A 19,015-nucleotide genomic window follows, 5' to 3' on the forward strand; every position below is an offset into this window, starting at 1 on the left:
CGAAGCAGGCGAAAGCATCAAAAAACGCAAGCAGATCGGCTATCATGCTGCCATGTGCGATCAAGGCTCCTCACGTCTCAAGGCATCGACACTTTGCAGATAACCGGCGCCTGCCGGACCCAGGGCGCGAAATATCGCTTGGGCCTCGTCAAGAACGGCCGCCGCGGCCGCCCGTCGCCCGTTTCGGGCATCGATTTGAGACCGAACGAGGAGCAACGCGCCGTTTTCGGCGCTTTGGCGTCCATATTCGCGTATTTTCGGTTCGACCTCGATCAGCACGGCTTGCGCTTCCGAGTTTCGATCGAGCCGAAGCAGCGCCTCGGCCCGGGCTAGGTCGATAAGCTGCAGCAGCGACCCTTTAGGGCCGAAGTTTGTGACCGCCATCGTCCGTGCCTCATCGATGCTTTTCAACGCCTCGGCGGGGCGCCCGAGCTGGTTGAGCATCCGGCCGTGCTGAAGGAGGTCGACCGCGAGCGAATAGGATGGACCATAAAGTTCGCGACGCATGGCGGCGGCCTTGCCGAACAAGGCTTCGGCCCCGGCAATATCTCCGCGACGGGCGAGGATGCTCGCACGCAATTTTTCCAGCGTCAGCCCTGCGGGTGATCGCATCGCATCCGATCGCGACAGCAGGGTTTCGGCGCGATCGATCACCTTTTCTGCTTCGTTGATCCGGTTTGCCATAACGAGATGCGTCGCCAGATTGGCCGTACGCGTGGCCAGATCGCGGCTGTTGGTGGCATAGGCCTGTTCGGCCTCCGGCATCGTTTCCATGAGCAGGGCGATACCCGCGTCCGCCTTGCCCTCGAGGCGAAGCATATAGGCCTCGGCGCTGGCCGCCTCGACACGTTCGACGCGATAACGGTCGGGCGCGGCGACCCACACCGCCCTCGCCTCCTTCAGCAAACGCCGCGCTTCGTCAAAACGGCGGGTCGCGCCATAGGCCTGCGCCAGCTTGAGCTTGAGGCGCGAGGCGCCGGGGGGATCGTTCCGGCCGATGCCCCGCGCAAGGGCGTTTTCGAGCAAAGCCTGCGACGCAGGAAGATTTTCGGTCAGGATATAAAGATCGGACAGCGCGGCGATGATCGCGGACGATTTCCCGTCATCGGGATCAAGCGAGCCCACCATCCTGCTGGCGGTGCTGTCGATCAATGCGCGCGCGGTGATCGAGTCCGCCTGCCCCCGGTCGCTCGCCTCGCGGAACATCAGCATCATCGCCTGGTTTACCGCTTCGGCGCGCTCGGCCTGCGCCATCGCTGCATCGCGCTCGGCAGCGGCGCGCTGCGCCTGCCACGCGATCCCGATCCCTCCTGCGAGCAGGGCCCCGATGATCAGGCTCGCCGCCGCCACGCCCCAGCGATTGCGGCGAAGATAGCGGCGGATGCGATAGCCGAGCGCCCCCGCCCGCGCCTCGACGGGCAGACAGGCCTGAAACCGCCGGATGTCGGCGGCGAACGCCTCGACGCTCGAATAACGTTGCCCGGGTTCGCGCCGCAGCGCCTTCATCACGATCGCGTCGAGATCGGATGCGATACGCACCGGTTTCCCGCTTTCATCAACCGCTTCGCTCGGCGGACGCGGCTCTTCGTAGAGCATCCGCCGCAGCACGGTCGGCAGCGGCGCATCGCCACCCAGCTGCCATGGCCCATGTCCCGCGAGCAGTTCGTAAAGAAGCGCGCCGAGCGCATAGATGTCGGTGGCGACGGTAATCTCGCCGCCCTCGATCTGCTCCGGCGCAGCATATTGGGGAGTCAGCCCCGCATCGGTTACGGGCCGGGTTTCCTCGCGGGTGTCGAGCAACCGCGCGACCCCGAAATCAAGCAAATGGCCGCGTCCGGAAGCATCGACCAATATATTGGCGGGCTTGATGTCGCGGTGGATCACCAGCCGCGCATGGGCGTAGGCGACGGCGTCGCAAAGTTCGAGGAACAGGCCAAGGCGCGTGGGCAGGTCGGCGCGATGCGCGGCGCACCAGCGGTTGATTTCCTGTCCCTCGATATAGTCCATCAGCATATAGGGACGGCCATCGGGCGCGACCCCGCCGTCGATCAGCCGCGCGATTGACGGATGTTCGAGCCCGGCCAGCATCCGCCGTTCGGCGCTGAACAGCCCGAAACGCTCCGCGGCTTCGGGGCGCAGCAGCTTCAGTGCCGCGCGCTGATCGAAATCGGCGCCATCCCGGTGCGCGAGATAGACTTCGCCCATGCCGCCGCGGCCGATCAGTCGCTCGACGCGAAACCCGCCGACGACCGTACCCGGATCGAGCGAGGCATATTCGGGTGGGGTTTCGGCTTCGGCCCCCGCCGTCAAACCCGCGTCGAGCAGCCCCTCGCCGCCTTCGGCCGCCAGCATCGCGCGCAACCGGTCGGCAAGCAGCGGCTCGAGATCAAGCCTGGCCAGCCTGGCCGAGCGCGCCGCCGGGGTCAGGTCCGTCAGCGTGTCGAAAGCCTCCATGACCCGCAATTGCTCGGGCGTGGTCAGCCTGCGCGGCGGCGCGTTCGACTGTACGGTCAGTTGGCCATCTCCAGTTCGCTATGAATCCAGGCACGGGCGCTGACCCACCAGCGCTGGATCGTCCGGTCGCTGACCCCCATGACCTTCGCCGCCTCGCCGTCGGTCAGCCCGCCGAAGAAACGGCAGTCGACCAGTTTGGCGAGATTGGGATTGATCCCCGCGAGATCGCGCAGCGCATCGTCGAGGCGGACGAGGTCGTGGTCGCCCTCCCCATCGCCGTCGACGACATCGCGCGCCGCCTCCAGCGGCAGCGCGCGCTCGCCACTGCCACGCTTGATCGCCAGCCGCGCCCGCGCTGCGTCGACCAGGATATTGCGCATCGTTGTGACCGCCGCGCCGAGGAAATGTTCGCGGCTTGACCAATCGCCGCGCGTGTAAAGCTTCAAATAGGCTTCGTGCATGATGGCGGTCGTCTGCAGGCTGTCGGGACGACCCGCCGACCATCGCTCGCGGCGCGCAAGCCGGTGCAGCTCGTCATAGAGCGCCGCCATCAGCTCGCCGGACGAAGCGCCCTCAAAATCCTGCGCCGACGATTTTTTTTCAGGCGGCGTGTCGGTCCCGGCCGGCAAAATTCCGTCTCCCCTGATGAAGGCATCTCCAGAGACAGCTTATCGCGCCGTTTCGCCTTCGTCCATCGGGGTTTCGAGCGAGGAGCGTATCATGATCAGGATTTCAAAGCTTTTTCTGGGTGGCAGTGTGGCAGCGGTGGTCGTTGGCATGATTGTTACGCCATCGAGCGCAATTGCTCAGGCAACATGTGACGGCGACGATCCAGCAGATACGGGGGGTTATCTCAATGTAGCCTGCGGCGAAGGCACCAACGCCGGTGGATCCTATAACACCGTTGTTGGCCCTTATGCTCTCGGGACCGGCGAAAACAACACCGCAATTGGTGCCCGAGCCGATGCCAGGGGTGCCGCCGCTGATAGCCTGGAAGGAAATGTCGCTGTAGGAAGCTTTACCGATGCGCACGGCAATACTTCCCGAAATGTCGCGGTCGGAAGGGACGCCGCTTCGGTGGGTGACAATAGCGCCAACATAGCCATCGGCTGGGGCGCCAATGCCAATGCAGACGGTCAGGCGAACATCGCCATCGGCAATGCGGCAAGGGCCGCGAACGCAGCCACCATGGCCCTCGGTTGGGACGCGCAGGCCAACGGCGTGGGCGCGGTCGCGTTAGGCTATCATACGCGCGCCGATCACGTGGCTTCGGTCGCGATCGGCAACGGCTCGACTACCAGTTCCGACTACGAGGTCTCATTCGGTGGCGGCGGCCTCAGGCGCCGGCTGACCAATGTTGCCACCGGCACTGCAGGAACCGATGCCGTCAACCTGGATCAGTTGAACGCTGCATTATCGGCAGACGCCGATAGTCTGTGCCGGCTCGGAACGAGCGCGGGATCCCTTGAATGCGGTCCGAACGCCAATACCAGCTATCCGGGAGCTGGTCGCCGAACGGCGCTGGGCCAGCATAGTCTGGCGATCGGCGACAATAGCAGCACAATGGGCAATTCAAGTGTCGCCCAGAATAGCAATGGCACGGCGATCGGCGCGATGAGTATTGCCTTTCGTGCAGGTGGTACGGCAACGGGAGCAAACAGCTCTGCTTGGGGTGTTTCAAGCAGCGCCTTTGGCCATCTCGCAAAAGCAGGTAGCAACGCTGGCTTTAACAGCGACGGTACGCTGATCCTTTCGGCGATATCGAACGATCGTACCACGGCGATCGGTGCTTTTGCGCAGGCGGGCACGACGGCGAACGGTCAGGCGAACGCCACTGCCGCTGGCTATGATGCCCGGGCCAACGCGGCAAATGCCAGCGCATTCGGCGCCAACAGTCGAGCGACAGCGGCAAATGCAGTGGCGTTAGGCGAAGGCGCTGTGGCCGACCGCGACAACAGCGTTTCGTTCGGTGGCACCGGTTTCGAACGCCAACTCACCAACGTCGCCGCTGGCACGCAGGCGACCGATGCGATCAACAAGGCGCAGCTCGATGTTGTCGAAGCCAAGGCCGATGCCGCACAGGTGACCGCCAATTCGGCGCTGACCGCTGCGGGTGCGGCACAGGGCAGTGCCACCGCGGCGCAGGCGACCGCCGATGCTGCGGTTGCCAATGCCGCAGCGGCGCAAACCACCGCCAACACGGCACGCACAGAGGCAGCAGCGGCACAGGGCACGGCCAACACTGCGCGCACCGAAGCAGCTGCGGCGCAGACTACCGCCGACACCGCGCGCACCGAAGCGGCCTCGGCACAGACCACCGCCAACACCGCCATCGTGCGCGTCGATGCACTCGGCGCCAGCACGGCGTCGGCGCTGGGCGGCGGTTCGGCCTATGACAGCAGCACCGGCGCGGTTTCCGCCCCCAGCTATTCGATCGGGGGGCAAAGCTACAACAATGCCGGATCGGCCTTTGCCGCGGTCGACAACAGCCTCAATGCGCTCGACACGCGTATCGACACGCTCAGCGCCTCGTCCGATCGCCGTTTCCGCCAGGCCAATGGCGGGATCGCCACCGCGCTGGCGCTCGGCGGCACGATGATCGTCCCCGACAGCGATGTCTCGGTGAACTTCAACCTCGCGACCTACCGCGGCGAACAGGGCTTTTCGGGCGCGGTCGTCGTCCGCGCCGCCCCCCGCGTCTACCTCTCGGGCGGCTTTGCGGGATCGACGGTCAAGGGCTCGACCGGCGGCCGCGTCGGCGTGGCCTTCGGTTTCTAGGCGGGAGGGCGGAGCGGTCCGGCGTCGCCGGGCCGCTCCGCTTCCGGCTGATCGACGACTTTCGATAATCAAGGAGCAGGAAAATGCGCGTTTTACTCAAGGCTCTCACTTCGACCGCGCCGCTAGCGCTGATCGCAACAACCTCTATCTCGACGTCGGCGTGGGCCGATCCGACACCGGCGTGCAACAGCAACAACAATGCGCCAGCCTCTACCGAATGCGGCGCCAACTCCAGCGCGACGGGCGAGCGAAGCACTGCGATCGGCCAGGTCAGCATCGCCTCGGGCAGCAAAAGCACCGCAACCGGATCATTCAGCTTCGCGCTGGGCGATAACAGCACATCGACCGGGCAAACCAGCATCGCTGACGGGGGCAATAGCACTGCGGTCGGCCAAAACAGCCGAGCGCGGGGCTTCGACAGCACCGCTACCGGCCAGCGCAGCAGCGCGGTTGGCGAATCGAGTAGCGCGTACGGGACAGAGGCTCGGGCAGGCGGGGATGGCGGCTATGACGCGGCCGGCAATTTCACCGATACGACGTTCTTTAACTCCCGGACGACGGCGCTCGGCGCCTTCGCCCGCGCGGGTGCCGGTGCAAGTGGGCAACACAACGCAACCGCTGTTGGCTTCAATGCATGGGCAAACGCTCTCAGCGCCACTGCAATAGGCATGAACAGCAGGGCCGTCGCTGACTTCAGCACCGCCACTGGCGCTGAAAGTGAGGCCACGGGCTTTGCCGCAACGGCAACGGGGACCCGCAGTCGCGCAACGGGCTTTGGCAGCACGGCGACAGGAAATGACAGCCAGGCTACGGGTGACTTCAGCGTTGCGACCGGGGTCGGTAGCCGGGCTACAAATGTACGGAGCACGGCGACGGGGGCATCCAGCCAAGCCCTGGGAGAATATGGTACTGCGACGGGCGACAACAGTATGGCAAACGCCGAACGGAGCACCGCGACGGGCAGTGGCGCCGCCGCCGACGGCATCAACAGCACTGCCACCGGACAATTCGCCATCGCCAACCGGGATAACAGCACGGCAACGGGCGGGCGGAGCCGCGCCTTTGGCGACAACAGCACGGCAACAGGGGCGAACAGCACCGCGCTCGGCACATCGAGCAGCGCGTTCGGCAACCTCGCCCGCGCGGGCGGGCTCGGCGGCTTTGACAACCACGGCAACCAATCCCTCTATTTCTTCAACAACGCGCGCAGTACCGCATTGGGTGCTGCCGCCCAGGCCGGCGCAAGCGCGACCGGGCAAACCGACGCCACCGCCGCGGGCTATGACGCACAGGCCAACGCCCTGAACGCCGCTGCCTTCGGCGCCAACAGCCGCGCGAATTTCGAGAACGCCGTGGCGCTGGGTCAGGGGTCGGTCGCCGATCGCGCGAACTCGGTTTCGGTCGGCACCGCGGCCGCGCAGCGCCAGATCACCAATATCGCGGCGGGGACGCAGGCGACCGATGCGGTCAACAAGGCACAGCTCGACACGGTCGCCGCCACGGCGGGAACGGCTCTGGCCAACGCCGCCACGGCTCAGGCGGCGGCGGTAGCCGCACAGGGTACCGCGGACACCGCACTCGCCAACGCGGCGACTGCGCAGGCTGCGGCCGAAGGCGCGCAGGCGACGGCGGATATTGCGCTCGCCGGCAATGCCACCAATGCCGCAGCCGTGGCCGCGGCGCAGGGAACGGCCGACACCGCGCTGGCAAATGCTGCGGCCGCGCAGGGCACCGCCAATACCGCACTTGCCAACGCGGCTACCGCACAGACGACCGCGAATACGGCCCGGACCGAAGCGGCAGCGGCGCAGGGCACGGCGAACACGGCGCTCGCCAATGCCGCCACAGCGCAAGGCACAGCCGACACCGCGCTCGCCAAGGCGGCCACCGCGCAGACGACCGCGGACCGGGCACTCGCCAACGGGGCCGCCAATACCGCGGCGGTCGCGGCGGCCCAAGCCACGGCGGATACGGCGCGCGGCGAGGCGGCCACTGCGCAGGCGACCGCCAGCACCGCGCTCGCCAACGGTCAGTATTTCCGGGCGAATAGTGACGGTGCGGGGCCGCAAGCAAAGGGAACGGACTCGATTGCGGTCGGGCCGGGCAGCGTCGCCAGCGGCAATCAGTCGGTGGCTATGGGCGCCGGCGCCCGAGCGTCGGATGGCAAGGCGGTTTCGATTGGCGCGGGGAACATCGCCTCGGGCAATGGTGCGGTGGCGATCGGTGATCCCAACACCGCGACCGGCACGGGCGCCGTGGCGCTGGGCGCGGACAACAGCGCTACCGGCACCGGGGCCGTCGCCATCGGCAACGCCAGCATCGCCAGCGGCGACGGCGCGGTCGCGCTCGGCAATGGCGCGAGGGCAACGCGCGCCGGGCAGGTTGTGCTGGGCGGAACGGGCAGTTCGGTGACGGTCGGCGATATTGCCGCAAGCACGGCGGCACAGGCCGGCCCGGCTGATGTCATGACGGTCGATGCATCGGGAACGATCGGACGCGATACGAACATCCGGCCCGCCATTGCAGCATTGCAATCGGCGGGAACATTGATGGCGGCGCAAATCGGCACGCTGCAACAGGGACAGGCGCAATTGTTCGACCTGGTCGAACTCAACCAGCGCGAAGCGCGGCGGGGCATAGCGGCAGCGGTCGCGCTGGCGCCGGCGCCCTTCCCTTCGGCGCCCGGGCGCACGAGCTACACCGCCAACACCGCCGTATACCGCGGCGAGGTCGCGTTCAGCGGTTCGATCGCGCACCGGCTGAATGTCGATACGCCCTTTGCGGTGACCGGCGGTGTGTCGTACAGCGGCGGCCGCAACACGGCGGTCCGGGTCGGCGTGGCCGGAGAGTTTTGAAACCCTCGTCCGGAACCGGGCACCAGCGCGCCCGGTTCCCGCATATTCGAGACGGGAGGGACAAGGATAGCGATCCTCCGGGCAGTTCGCACGTGCGCCGGTACAAACCGGGTCTCGGATCGCGAATCACCAATGACGTTGAATGGCCCATACGAACCCGGCCCGACCGAGCAGCAAGGCCGATCGCCGGGATGACCGGAAAAAGGAGCCTGGCTCCATTCAAGCTCGATTTCGCGTTAGGATGCAGCTGACATGGCCTTGATCCCGTGCTTTCGGCCCGACCGCATGGTCATCGCAAGACAAACAGACGCGAGCAGCGCCAGCGGCACTCCGACGCCGGCCATGGCGCGGCCCAACATGGCGTCGCCCCCCAGAAATGCGCTCAGCGTCGCGATCGCGGGTGCGGACAGGCTGCCGCCTACCGCTGCGGAGATGACGTAAAGGCCGAATGTCCGGCCGCGAAGCTCATTGGGGATGCGAAAATTGATGGCGATCACGGGCACCACGATGGCGATGGCACCCGCCAGCTGAAAGATGATCATTCCGACCGCGAAGAGCGTAACGCTGGGCGCCATGGCCATGGTCGAGGCGGGCGCGCACGCCAGCGCACTGAGCGCCGCCGGTATCATGACCGCGGAATAGCCGCCGCCCCGCCGCGCCCAATCGACCAGCCGCCCCGACGCCGCCACGCCGACGGCGCCGCCGCCGAGGGTCACGGCGGCATACCATCCGGCGAAATCCCCCGGCTGCTGGCCGTAAAGGCGCATCAACGCGGGCGCCGCCCAAGTCGTGAAGCTGGTGGACAGACCGGTCAGGAAGACGACGCCGCCCAGCAGCGGGATGAGGAAATCCCGGTAGACCCAGAGCTCGCGCCATGTCCCGCCCCCCTCTTCGCGCGCCTCCATCCGTTCCGGTTCACGCATGAACAGGATCAGCCCGATGATCGGCAGCGCTGCGATCGCGGCGAGCGCGAAGACGGCACGCCACGGCGCCAGCCCGGCCAGCACCTGCGGATCGGCCGCATGGATTTCGCCGAGCGCGTCGAAACCCAGCCCGCCAATCAGAACGGCGGCAGCTCCGCCGAGGATAGAACCCAGCGGATAGGTCGCGGTCGCAGAGGCGCGCCGTTCGGGCGCAAAATAGTCGCCCAGAAGCGACAGTGCCGACGGGAGCAGCGCGGCCGTGGCGGTGCCCATGATCGCCTTCGCCAGCGCCAGCGTCCAGAAACCCGTCGCCGCTGCCGCCAGCCCGAGGGAGGCACACCAGAGCAACATGGCGAGAAACACCAGCCTGACCCGGTTCGTCCGGTCGACCAGCAGGCCCATCGGCAGGCTCAACAGGCCGTAGGCCGCGGCATAGCTGGTCGAATTCGCGATGCCTGCCTGCATGTCAGTGAGGCCCAGATCATGCTTGATCGGCTCTAGCAGCAAGGCGACGATCCCGGCGTCCATCGCCGAAAGCAGGGCGAGCGTGCCGAGAAGATATTGGGCAAAGCGCGCTCGCCCCGGGCTGGGATATTCCGTCGTCGCATTCATGGATTTCAGCCCTCAAAAACCGGCTTGACCAGACGCTCTGCCGACCGCGGCATCGAAGCGAATTTGCCGGGCGAAGCCGGGACAGGGATAGAAGAATATGGACAACTTCTAGTAGATAGGTAATGATCCCGGAATCAGTGGCGCATGACGCCTGCTTGGGAAGCTCCAACGATGACAGTGGATTATGCGCAAAGGATCGAAGCTCCGGTCCTTGAACTCCGGCTGGGTATCCTGCTGCTTCCCGACTTCACCCTGCTCGCGCTGACCGGCTTTCTGGAGGCGCTTCGCATCGCGGGGGACGAGTTCGATCTCAGTCGCAATCTCTATTGCCGGTGGGATATCATGGCGCCCGACAACCGGCAGATCCGGTCGAGCTGCGGCCTGACCGTCCTGCCGACAGCCAGGCTTCAGCCCCCCGAAAATTTCGATTATATCGTTGTGGTCGGCGGCAAGCTCCAAAGCCATGAGCGCACCGACGACGCGATCATCGACTATATCCGGGCCGCTGCCGCCGGGCCGGTACCGCTGATCGGCGCCTGCACGGGGAGCTTCATGCTGGCACGTGCCGGGGCGATGGAGGGGCGGCGTGCCTGCGTCCATCAGTTTCACGTCGCCGAGTTCCAGTCCGAATTTCCCGACATCATGGTGGAATCCGACCGGCTTTTCACGATCGACGGTCCGCGGCTCACCTGTCCGGGGGGCGCGAGCGCGTTCGATCTCGCCATCCATTTGATCCAGCGGCATTGCGGCCGCGACCGGGCGCTGAAAACGGTGTCACTGTTGTTATTTGACGAAGCAAGGGCGAGCAATCATCCGCAAGCACGCGTGGCGCTCGACCTGAGCGCGCCGGTTCGCGACCCGATGGTGCGACGGGCGCTGCTGATCATGCAGCAGAATATGGGCAACCCGCTGACGATCCACAGCATCGCCGAAACCATCGGTACGAACGTGCGGCAGCTCACGCGTGCTTTCCACGCGCAACTCACCATGTCGCCCGCCCAAACCTATCGGCAAATCCGGCTGGAGCGGGCGCTCTGGCTAATCGAACATACGATCAAGAGCATGTCCGAAATCGCTTATGAATGCGGCTTTGCCGACGCCTCCCATTTCTCCCGAACGTTCCGGGAGGTTTTTGATGCGTCGCCAAGTGACGTCCGCGCCGATTTGCGGTCGCGAACCGCCGAACCGCTCCCCGTCGCCGGTAGCTTCATGTCCCAGCATTCGCCGAATTGAGCTGGCGAACGACATATTCCGCGGCAACGATGTCCTGCGCGACGACGCCTAGGGACTTATAGACGGTAACTTCCCGGTCATGACCGCGCCCGGCAATCCGGCCGAGCAGAACGTCCCCGATTTCGCCGCGCACATGGCCGCGATCGATGGCGCCTTCCGCGATCGGGACGAGGATGTCGCCCCCCTCGGCAAACAGGGATTCCAAAGCATCGGTATAGACGCGCGCCGCCCGGATCAGCGCCGTGTCCGCCTCGCGAGCGGTCGGCGCATGCGCCCCCACCAGGTTGACATGCGTGCCGGGCCCGATCCACGCGCCGGACAATATGGGTTCATGGGCGCCGGTTATCGTGCAGACGATATCACAAGCGGCGGCGGCTTGCGGATCCGCGACCGCGACGACATCGATGCCGGTCCGCCGTCCATGCTTGCGCGCGAATTCCTGCGCCCGCTCCAGCGACCGCCCCCAGACCCGGACCTGCTCGATCGGACGCACGGCCCGAACCGCGTCGAGATGGGCCTCCGCCTGAACGCCATAGCCGAACAAGCCCAGGCTTTTCGCGTCAGGCCGTGCCAGCGTGCGGGTTGCGAGGCCGCTCGCGGCGGCGGTTCGCAGCGTCGTGATCTCCGCCCCGTCGACGATCGCGAACGGCGTCCCGGTATCATGGTCGAATAGCGCCACGAACCCCTGGATGGCGGGCCGGCCCGCTGCCGGATTGGCGGGGTGCAGGCTGACGATCTTCGCACCATATACGCGCGGACTGTCGAGCGAACCGGGCATGACACCGAAATAACCGCTGCCGTCGACCAAAGGCATGATGATGCGGCTTGGCATCGCCAATTCCCTCTGGCTCACGGCTTTCATCGCGGTCGCCATCGCGTCGATGCATTGCGGCATCGACAGATTCGCCCGCACCGTTTCGGCGTCGATAAAGTTCATCTTCCCGTCTTTCTGCTGCTGACTTAGCCTTGCGGCAACGGTGCTTCCAAGCGCACAGCCGCGGCGCGGCGCTTGGAAGCCCAACCGATCATCCCGGCCTAAACCCGCATCGCCAAGCCAGAAAAATGCGAAGCCATCTAGAATATCACAGACATTTTCTGGTGGATCTTGCCATTCCCACCGCGATCGGCGGTTCGCCCGCCAGTCACGACGGCGGCTGCAATCTTCTGATAATAACTACAAATAATTGTCCGTAATATTCTAGGAATTCGCCGCCGCTCTGCCCAGATTGCGCAACCAAGCCACCTTGCCGGACAGACCGCGCCGGACACGACCGCGATTTCCGGACCGAAAACCCTGCAGGCAGCAAGCATGAGAGATAGAGCGGCGTGACAAACCTTATTATCGGCGCGGGACTGATCGGCCTGACCACTGCGCTCGAACTCCTCCATCGCGGGCAGCAAGTCACGTTGATCGACTCCGGCCAAAGCGAGAGTATGGGCGCCAGTTTCGCCAACGGTGGGCTGTTGACGCCTTCCATGTCCGACCCATGGAATACGCCGGGCGTTCATCGCCATCTCGCCGATTATCTCTTCGGTTCCAATTCGGCCCTCAAGGTCAGGTGGGGCGCTATCCCGTCGCTGCTTTCATGGGGACCGCGTTTTCTGTGGAACTCCCGGCCCAGCCGCTACCATGCGGCAACAGTCGCAAATTATGAGCTCGGAATCTATTCGCTCGCCGTCCTTGACGAACTGCGCGACCGACTGGCGCTGTCGTTCGATGCCGCCGGCCAGGGGACGCTCAAATTCTTCCGTACGTCGTCCGCACTCGATGCCGCGATGCGTGTCTCGGGCCATCTGCGCGATTATGGGCTCGAAGCCAACCAACTGAGCCGTGATGAAACGGTTTCTCTCGAGCCATGCCTGACGCCAATCGCCGATCAACTGGTCGGCGCGATCCATTATCCGCAGGATCAGTCGGGGGACGCCCTCCGCTTCTGCCAGTCACTCGCCGACCGGATCAGGAAGCTGGGCGGCACATTTCATTTCGGACGCGACGTGCGCGCCGTGAAAGTGCGTGGTGGCCGGGCCATCGGCGTCGATCTCGGCGGCGATGTCCTGCGCGCGGACAATGTCGTCGTCGCGGCCGGGACGGCCAGCCCGGGGCTCGTCGGCAAGCTTGGTGTGCAGCTCGCGATCAAGCCGGTGAAAGGCTATTCGATAACCTACGCACCGACGCCGGGGCTACGCCTCCCTGCCATCCCGGTGATCGATGACGCTCATCACGCCGCGATCACGCCGCTTGGGACAAGGCTTCGCTCCGTCGGCACGGCCGAATTTGCCGGGCGGAACCTTCATCTCGACCGCGAACGGCTCGACAATCTGACCGCCTTCATCAAGGCGATCTATCCCGAGATCGCGACGCCCGAGACCCTCGCTACCGGCCAGCCCTGGGCGGGCCTGCGGCCAGTGGCGGCCGATGGCCGGCCCTATATCGGTGCGGCGGGAACCCCCGGATTATGGATCAACAGCGGCCATGGCCATCTTGGGTGGACATTGGCGGCGGGGTCGGCGCGATTGCTGGCCGACCTGATGGCCGGACGCCCGCCCGAGATTCCCGCCAAGCCCTACTCGATCGGCCGCTGAGGATCATCACGGTCCGCGACGATTGCCGTTCGCTGCTTGAAGATGTCCACGCTGCAGTCCAGCCCTCTTGCAGAATCGTGCCCATTGCTGCGGCAGCGATGATCCATAGCCTATTGCTCGACAAGGCTGTCCGGATCGATATCGTGCTCAGAAGGATGCCGTAACGCTCGCCACGACTGCGGCATCGGCGATGGAACCGATGCCATCCAGCCCCTTGCTGAAATTGGGCTGCAATGGAGCCGCGTCGGATCTGCTGATGTCGGTATCGACGTATGAAAGGTTGAGGGTCAGGTTGCGCCACACGGCATCCACACCGATCGACCAGTCCCAATAACGGCCGGTCGGCGCAATGCTCGTACCGTTGGGACCGAGACCGGGGTTGCCATCCGAATATCCGATATGCGCCTTGGCCGTCAGCGGGGTTCCACCGATCGCGACCGCGCCATCACCCCAAAGATAGAGATTATCCTCGCTCTGCCCGCGGCTGTTCGGTGCCGCCGATACATTCGCGAGCGCATATTGCTTGGGGGCATATGCAACCCCTGCCGTCAGCGTCGCCGGGCCCGTGGTTCCCGTCAGCTTGACATAGGGCTCGGCAAAGTCGGAGTCGTCGGCTCCGCCCGGATACATGTACCAGACCAACCCGGCATCGAGCGTCGCATTGTCCGCGATCGACGCCTTGTACCCGCCGATCAGATCGAGCTCCATATTGGCGCCGCCGAACGTGCCCCACCCGGCAAGGTTGGAGCCCCAAACGCCCGCATATAGGCCGCTCTCATGAGCCACGGTCATTTCGCCCTGGACCGCCATTTCCTTGTCGGATTGCGAGACGCCGCGGAAGCGATAATCGGAAGCGAGCGTTGCTGACCCCGATATGGTGATAGCCTGTTTTTCTTCTTCCTGGGCCCATGCGGCAACGGGCAAGAATCCTGCCATGAAGGCGATGATCATGACGATGCTTTTCATATCTTCCTCATGAAAGCGCTTCGGCCGCAAATGGCGAAGCTCGCGAGGACGCCCCACTAGATCGAAGCCGCGTTGAAAATCGAGAGCGGCGAACGTCCGATTGCATAGTATTTTCTCTATGCGTTCCGGCGGATTTTTACCCTGCGAACCATGGCTATAAATCGCGGTCGAGGCCGCCCTGCGATACGAAGGAAGACAGTGGCAAACGCCTCCAGCGCTCGGAAACCTCGACGGTTTCCCACAGACCGGGTCCGACGAAAAGAAGCGCGCTTCCGGCACTGCCGCACAGGAAGACAATCGCGCAAAGGAGCATCATGAAAAACGACGCGTCACGAGGGGGTGTGGCAAGCGCCAGCTGATGAAGCCGGACGGCGACCGTCCAGCCCAGAATCAGAAGTGCGATACCGCCGGCGCGCAGGCCCAGGTTGGCAGCAGGCGTTTCATGCCATTTCTTCATATCAGACCTCCAGACGGAGGCCGTTCAATTACGCATGCCCGCGTAGCAAATCGAGATCGAGAAACGCCGTCGGGCGTTGAGATTGCATATGATCCCCGCGGCGCGCGGGCACCGATGGCAAATCAATAGAGATTATGCCGCCATCGGGAGATGGCCGCGACCTTCTCAACCGGTTGCTGCCCCGCCTTCCTCGGCAAGGCTGTCGCCGCCGAGCCGCAGGCGATAGCCGATACCGGGCTCGTTGCAGATGATCTGTGGCTGCTGCGGATCGGCTTCGAGCTTCTGGCGCAAGGTCCGGACGAGGACCCGCAGATATTCGACATGATGCTCATACTCGTTCGGCCACACCTCGGCCATGATCTGGTTGTGCGTGATGACACGGCCGGGAAAGCGCGCAAGCTGGGCGAGCACGGCATATTCCTTGGGCGTAAGGTGCACCTCCTTGCCGCCCTTGATCACCGTCCGCGCGATCAGGTCCATCGTCACATCGCCCACCGAGAGGGTCAGGTTCCCGCCATCGCGCGTCAGCCGGTTGCGCAACGCGACGCGTACGCGCGCCAGCAGTTCGTCGGTGTCGAACGGCTTGGTCAGATAATCGTCGGCCCCCAGATCGAGCGCCGCGACCTTTTCCTCGGTCGCATCACGCGCCGAGACGACGATGAGGGTCGTATCGGACTGCTGCTTGAAGAGCGGGACAAGCTCGAGACCGTCGCGGTCGGGCAGGCCGAGATCGAGCAAGGTGATGTCGGGACGCTCCTCCCGGAGGCGTTCCGTCGCTTCGCGGGCATTTTCGGCTTCGACGATCGCATAGTCGGCGCGCGCCAGCGCCGCGTGGATCAGACGGCGGATGTGAAGCTCGTCGTCGACGACGAGAACCTTGTGACGCACTTTCATGGGATGTCCTTGTCGGTGAGATGCGTGATGATCAGCGTTTCAGGAATACGGATAGTGAAGCAGGCACCGTGGGGCTCGCTATTATTGCCCGCTTCGACGGAGAGGCCCATCGCCTCGGCAAAGCCCTTGACGATCGCGAGCCCGAGGCCGGTGCCGTGCTTCACCCGGTCACTCCCTTCCAATCTGGTGAAGGTTTCGAACACGCGCTTTTCGTTGCCCGGTGCAATGCCGGGTCCCTGATCGATGACCGACAGCAGGATCGCGTCGGCGGTGCGGCTGGCGCGGATCGTGATCGGCGTGTGGGGGTCGGCGTAGCGGCCCGCATTGTCGAGCAGGTTGATCAGGCAATGATGAAGCAGCACGGGATCGACGCGAACGAACGGGATGTTCGGGGCAATATCAATCTTGACTTCGTGCCCCAGGAGCGACGCACGCGTGTCGTGCGCCGCGCTCGCCGCCGCATCGAACAATTCGGTGGCTTCAGCCTTCATCGGCAGTGCGCCCGCCTCGACACGCACCATGTCGAGCAGGTTCGAAACAAAGCGATTGAGGCGCAGCGCTTCGGTCTCGACCGTCTCGGCCAGGGCCCGCGACGGATGGCGACGCATTTCCTGCGCCGCCGAAAGGATGGTGGTGAGCGGGGTCCGAAGGTCGTGACTGACCGAGGAGAGCAAGGCCGAGCGCAAGCGACCGCGTTCGTCGACCTGCCGCGCATGCAGCGATTCTTCCTCCAGCTTCATGCGATCGAGCGCGATCGATGCCTGGTCGAGCAGGCTCATCAAGAGCGGCGCCTGATCGGAACGGACAGGCTCGCGTGCATCGTCGCGGGTCAGCCCAAGCACACCGAGCACGCCGCGGGTCGTGCCTAGCGGATGGAACAGCCAGTCCGATGCCGTGAGCGTCGAAGAACCGCGTCCCGCAGGCTGCTCATTGTCCATCGCCCACTGCGCCGCGGCGCGCTCGATCTGCTCGAGGCGGTCTTCGGGCGGGACAGCGGCACGGAGCATCGGTCCGTCGGCGGAGGGCAAGAGAAGCACGGTGCGCACGTCGAGCAAACGGCCAACCTCGGCGCAGATCGCATGCATCAGCGCATCCTGGTCGGGCGCCGCGGTCAGTTGCCGCGAAAAACTCGCCAGCGCCGCATTCTGGCGCGCGCTCGTTTGTGCCAGATCGGCCTGCGCCCCGACGCGTGCCGCGAATTGGCTCGTAACCACCGCGACGCCCAACAACACCAATATGCTGACGACATTTTCGGGATTGTTGACCGTCAGCGTACCCGTCGGCGGCAGAAAGAAGAAATTATAAGCAAGGCTCGATGCCAGACCCGCGAACAGGCCGGCGCGCAGGCCGAAGGTCGCCGCGGCGAACATGACCGGCACAAGATAGAGCAACGAAATATTGCCGAGATCAATGACTTCGATGAGCAGTCGCCCAAGCACCGTCATCGCGACGACCATCGCCAGCGACCAGATATAATCGCTGGATTTGCCCCACCGCCCGGGAACCTCGATCGCACTCCGTTGCGCTGCCTTCGCATCAGGCTCACCGGGAAGGACATGCACCGCGACGTCGTCGATCGTCCGCACGAGCTGGTCGACCACCGACCCGTGACGCATCTCGAACCACCAGGGGCGAGCCGATTTTCCGATGACGATCTGCGTCGCGCGTGCATCTTGCGCAAAGGCGCGCAGACCGTCGACCACGCTTGCCGCCGGAACAGTCGCGGTCGAAGCGCCGAGCCGCGAGGCCAGCGCAAGCGTATCGGCAAGCTGCCGGCGATCATCGTCCGACATGGCCCGACTGCGCCGCGTTTCGATATAGACCGCTGTCCATGGCGCCTTCAGCGCGTCGGCGAGCCGCTTGCCTGCGCGGACCAGTTCGGCCGCAACCGGCAGTTCGCTGACCGCGACAATGATGCGCTCGCCGACCGCGAAGCTGCCCGCCAATGCCTGCGAACGCACATGCTCGAGCATCTGCGCGTCGACGGCCTGTGCGGCGCGGCGTAAGGCGAGCTCGCGGAGCGCCGTGAGGTTGGATTTCGAGAAAAAATGGGTGAGCGCGCGCGTCGCTTCCTGCGGGATATAGACCTTGCCGTCGCGCAGTCGCTCGATCAGTTCGTCGGGTGGAATATCGACCACCTCGATCTCGGCATTTTCGAGGATCGAGTCGGGGACGGTCTCGCGGACGCGGACGCGCGTGAACGACGCGACAACGTCGTTGAGGCTTTCGACGTGCTGGATATTGATTGTCGAATAGACGTCGATGCCAGCGCCCAGCAGTTCTTCGACATCCTGATACCGTTTGGGATGGCGGCTGCCGGTTGCGTTGCTATGGGCAAGTTCATCGACGAGAACGAGCTGGGGGCGGCGTTCGAGGATCGCGTCGATATCCATTTCGCCGAGACTGTGCCCCTGATGATCCACCTGACGGCGCGGGATGATCTCGTGCCCGTGGACGAGCGCCTCGGTTTCGCGCCGGCCGTGTGTCTCTACCACGCCCACCACGACATCAACCCCGGCCTCGCGCCGTTGCCGTCCGTCGGTGAGCATCTCCCACGTCTTGCCGACGCCGGGTGCGGCGCCGAGAAAGACTTTCAGACGGCCACGGCCTTCCTGCGCTGCCCGGCGCAGGAAGGTCTCGGGTGATGGTCGATCATTTCCTGTCACGTCGCGGGTTTAGCGCCAAACGCATCGAGTCGTCGATTGAGCTTGAACAGATTGACGCGCGGCTCGCCGAGAAAACCGAGGAGCGGCTTGTCGACGCTCTGTTCGACGAGCCCCCGGACGGCGGCGGGATCGAGGCCGCGCGCGCGCGCCACCCGATCGACCTGATAAAGCGCGGCCTCGGGCGTGATATCGGGATCGAGGCCCGAACCCGACGCGGTCACCATGTCGGACGGGATTGCCTTGCCCGGTTCGGGGGTCTTCAGTTTCTCGACATCACCCTTCACCCGGTCGATGAGCGCCTGCGACGTCGGCCCGAGGTTCGACCCGGACGAGGCAAGACCGTCGTAGCCATCGCCCGCCGCCGAGGGGCGCGTGTTGAAATAGCGCTCCGATGTGAAGGCCTGCCCGACGACATTGGAGCCGACGACCTTGCCATTCTCGCGAACGAGGCTGCCGTTAGCCTGCGACGGGAACAGTGCCTGACCGATGCCGGTGAGCGCCAGCGGATAGGCGAGCCCGAGCAGGGTCGCGAAAAGCAGCGTCATGACGAACGCCGGACGCAGCGCGCTGATGAGATCCTTGTCCATAATATTA

At 64.9% G+C, this 19,015-nt stretch carries 13 protein-coding genes; 4 read left to right on the forward strand and 9 right to left on the reverse strand.

All coding sequences use genetic code 11. The annotated features are described in order from the left end of the window. Positions 1-60: 60 nt before the first annotated feature. Both FHR22_RS09235 and FHR22_RS09240 read right to left on the reverse strand, forming a co-directional pair. Positions 61-2,454: a serine/threonine-protein kinase gene (locus FHR22_RS09235; RefSeq protein WP_166941384.1), complete on the reverse strand. Its 2,394-nt coding sequence runs from the start codon at positions 2,452-2,454 to the stop codon at positions 61-63. Positions 2,455-2,510: 56 nt separating this feature from the next. Then, positions 2,511-3,083, reverse strand: a complete 573-nt coding sequence (locus tag FHR22_RS09240; protein ID WP_166941386.1) for an ECF-type sigma factor — start codon at positions 3,081-3,083, stop codon at positions 2,511-2,513. A 91-nt stretch (positions 3,084-3,174) separates the two neighbouring features. On the opposite strand from FHR22_RS09240, the gene FHR22_RS09245 reads away from it, so the two are divergent. Beyond that, on the forward strand, positions 3,175-5,232 hold the full coding sequence (locus tag FHR22_RS09245) for a YadA family autotransporter adhesin (protein WP_166941388.1): 2,058 nt from the start codon (positions 3,175-3,177) through the stop codon (positions 5,230-5,232). A gap of 83 nt (positions 5,233-5,315) precedes the next feature. Beyond that, complete coding sequence (locus FHR22_RS09250) at positions 5,316-8,087, forward strand: hypothetical protein (RefSeq protein WP_481883014.1); 2,772 nt, start codon at positions 5,316-5,318, stop codon at positions 8,085-8,087. Between the two features lie 236 nt (positions 8,088-8,323). Here FHR22_RS09250 and FHR22_RS09255 read toward each other — a convergent pair whose 3' ends face one another. Continuing rightward, the gene (locus tag FHR22_RS09255) at positions 8,324-9,622 is read right to left on the reverse strand and encodes an MFS transporter (RefSeq protein WP_166941393.1); all 1,299 of its coding nucleotides are present in this window, start codon (positions 9,620-9,622) and stop codon (positions 8,324-8,326) included. A 171-nt stretch (positions 9,623-9,793) separates the two neighbouring features. Between FHR22_RS09255 and FHR22_RS09260 the strand changes: the two genes are divergently transcribed. Then, on the forward strand, positions 9,794-10,855 hold the full coding sequence (locus FHR22_RS09260) for a GlxA family transcriptional regulator (protein WP_166941395.1): 1,062 nt from the start codon (positions 9,794-9,796) through the stop codon (positions 10,853-10,855). On the opposite strand, the gene FHR22_RS09265 is transcribed toward FHR22_RS09260, so the two are convergent. Continuing rightward, entirely contained in the window at positions 10,830-11,792 is a 963-nt protein-coding gene (locus tag FHR22_RS09265) for an ornithine cyclodeaminase family protein (protein WP_166941397.1), read from the reverse strand. The genes FHR22_RS09260 and FHR22_RS09265 overlap by 26 nt on opposite strands. Positions 11,793-12,181: 389 nt before the next feature. Here FHR22_RS09265 and FHR22_RS09270 point away from each other — a divergent pair, with 389 nt between their 5' ends. Further along, positions 12,182-13,438, forward strand: coding sequence for an FAD-dependent oxidoreductase (locus tag FHR22_RS09270; protein ID WP_166941399.1), 1,257 nt, complete (start codon positions 12,182-12,184; stop codon positions 13,436-13,438). Between the two features lie 147 nt (positions 13,439-13,585). On the opposite strand, the gene FHR22_RS09275 is transcribed toward FHR22_RS09270, so the two are convergent. From FHR22_RS09275 to kdpC, 5 genes are all read right to left on the reverse strand, one after another. After that, positions 13,586-14,404 carry a TorF family putative porin gene (locus FHR22_RS09275; protein ID WP_166941401.1) on the reverse strand — a complete coding sequence of 273 codons (819 nt, stop codon included), beginning with the start codon at positions 14,402-14,404 and terminating at the stop codon, positions 13,586-13,588. A gap of 154 nt (positions 14,405-14,558) precedes the next feature. Next, the gene (locus FHR22_RS09280) at positions 14,559-14,861 is read right to left on the reverse strand and encodes a hypothetical protein (protein WP_166941402.1); all 303 of its coding nucleotides are present in this window, start codon (positions 14,859-14,861) and stop codon (positions 14,559-14,561) included. A gap of 165 nt (positions 14,862-15,026) precedes the next feature. Further along, positions 15,027-15,755, reverse strand: coding sequence for a response regulator (locus tag FHR22_RS09285; RefSeq protein ID WP_166941404.1), 729 nt, complete (start codon positions 15,753-15,755; stop codon positions 15,027-15,029). Beyond that, positions 15,752-18,421 (reverse strand): DUF4118 domain-containing protein, encoded by a 2,670-nt coding sequence (locus tag FHR22_RS09290; RefSeq protein WP_166941406.1) that lies wholly within the window; start codon positions 18,419-18,421, stop codon positions 15,752-15,754. The genes FHR22_RS09285 and FHR22_RS09290 overlap by 4 nt, the downstream gene beginning before the upstream one ends. Next, positions 18,418-19,008: a potassium-transporting ATPase subunit KdpC gene (kdpC, locus tag FHR22_RS09295; protein WP_166941408.1), complete on the reverse strand. Its 591-nt coding sequence runs from the start codon at positions 19,006-19,008 to the stop codon at positions 18,418-18,420. Before kdpC ends, FHR22_RS09290 begins: the two co-directional genes overlap by 4 nt. Positions 19,009-19,015: the final 7 nt, after the last annotated feature.

Origin of the sequence: Sphingopyxis panaciterrae (assembly GCF_011762125.1) — a bacterium.
Lineage (GTDB): Bacteria > Pseudomonadota > Alphaproteobacteria > Sphingomonadales > Sphingomonadaceae > Sphingopyxis > Sphingopyxis panaciterrae.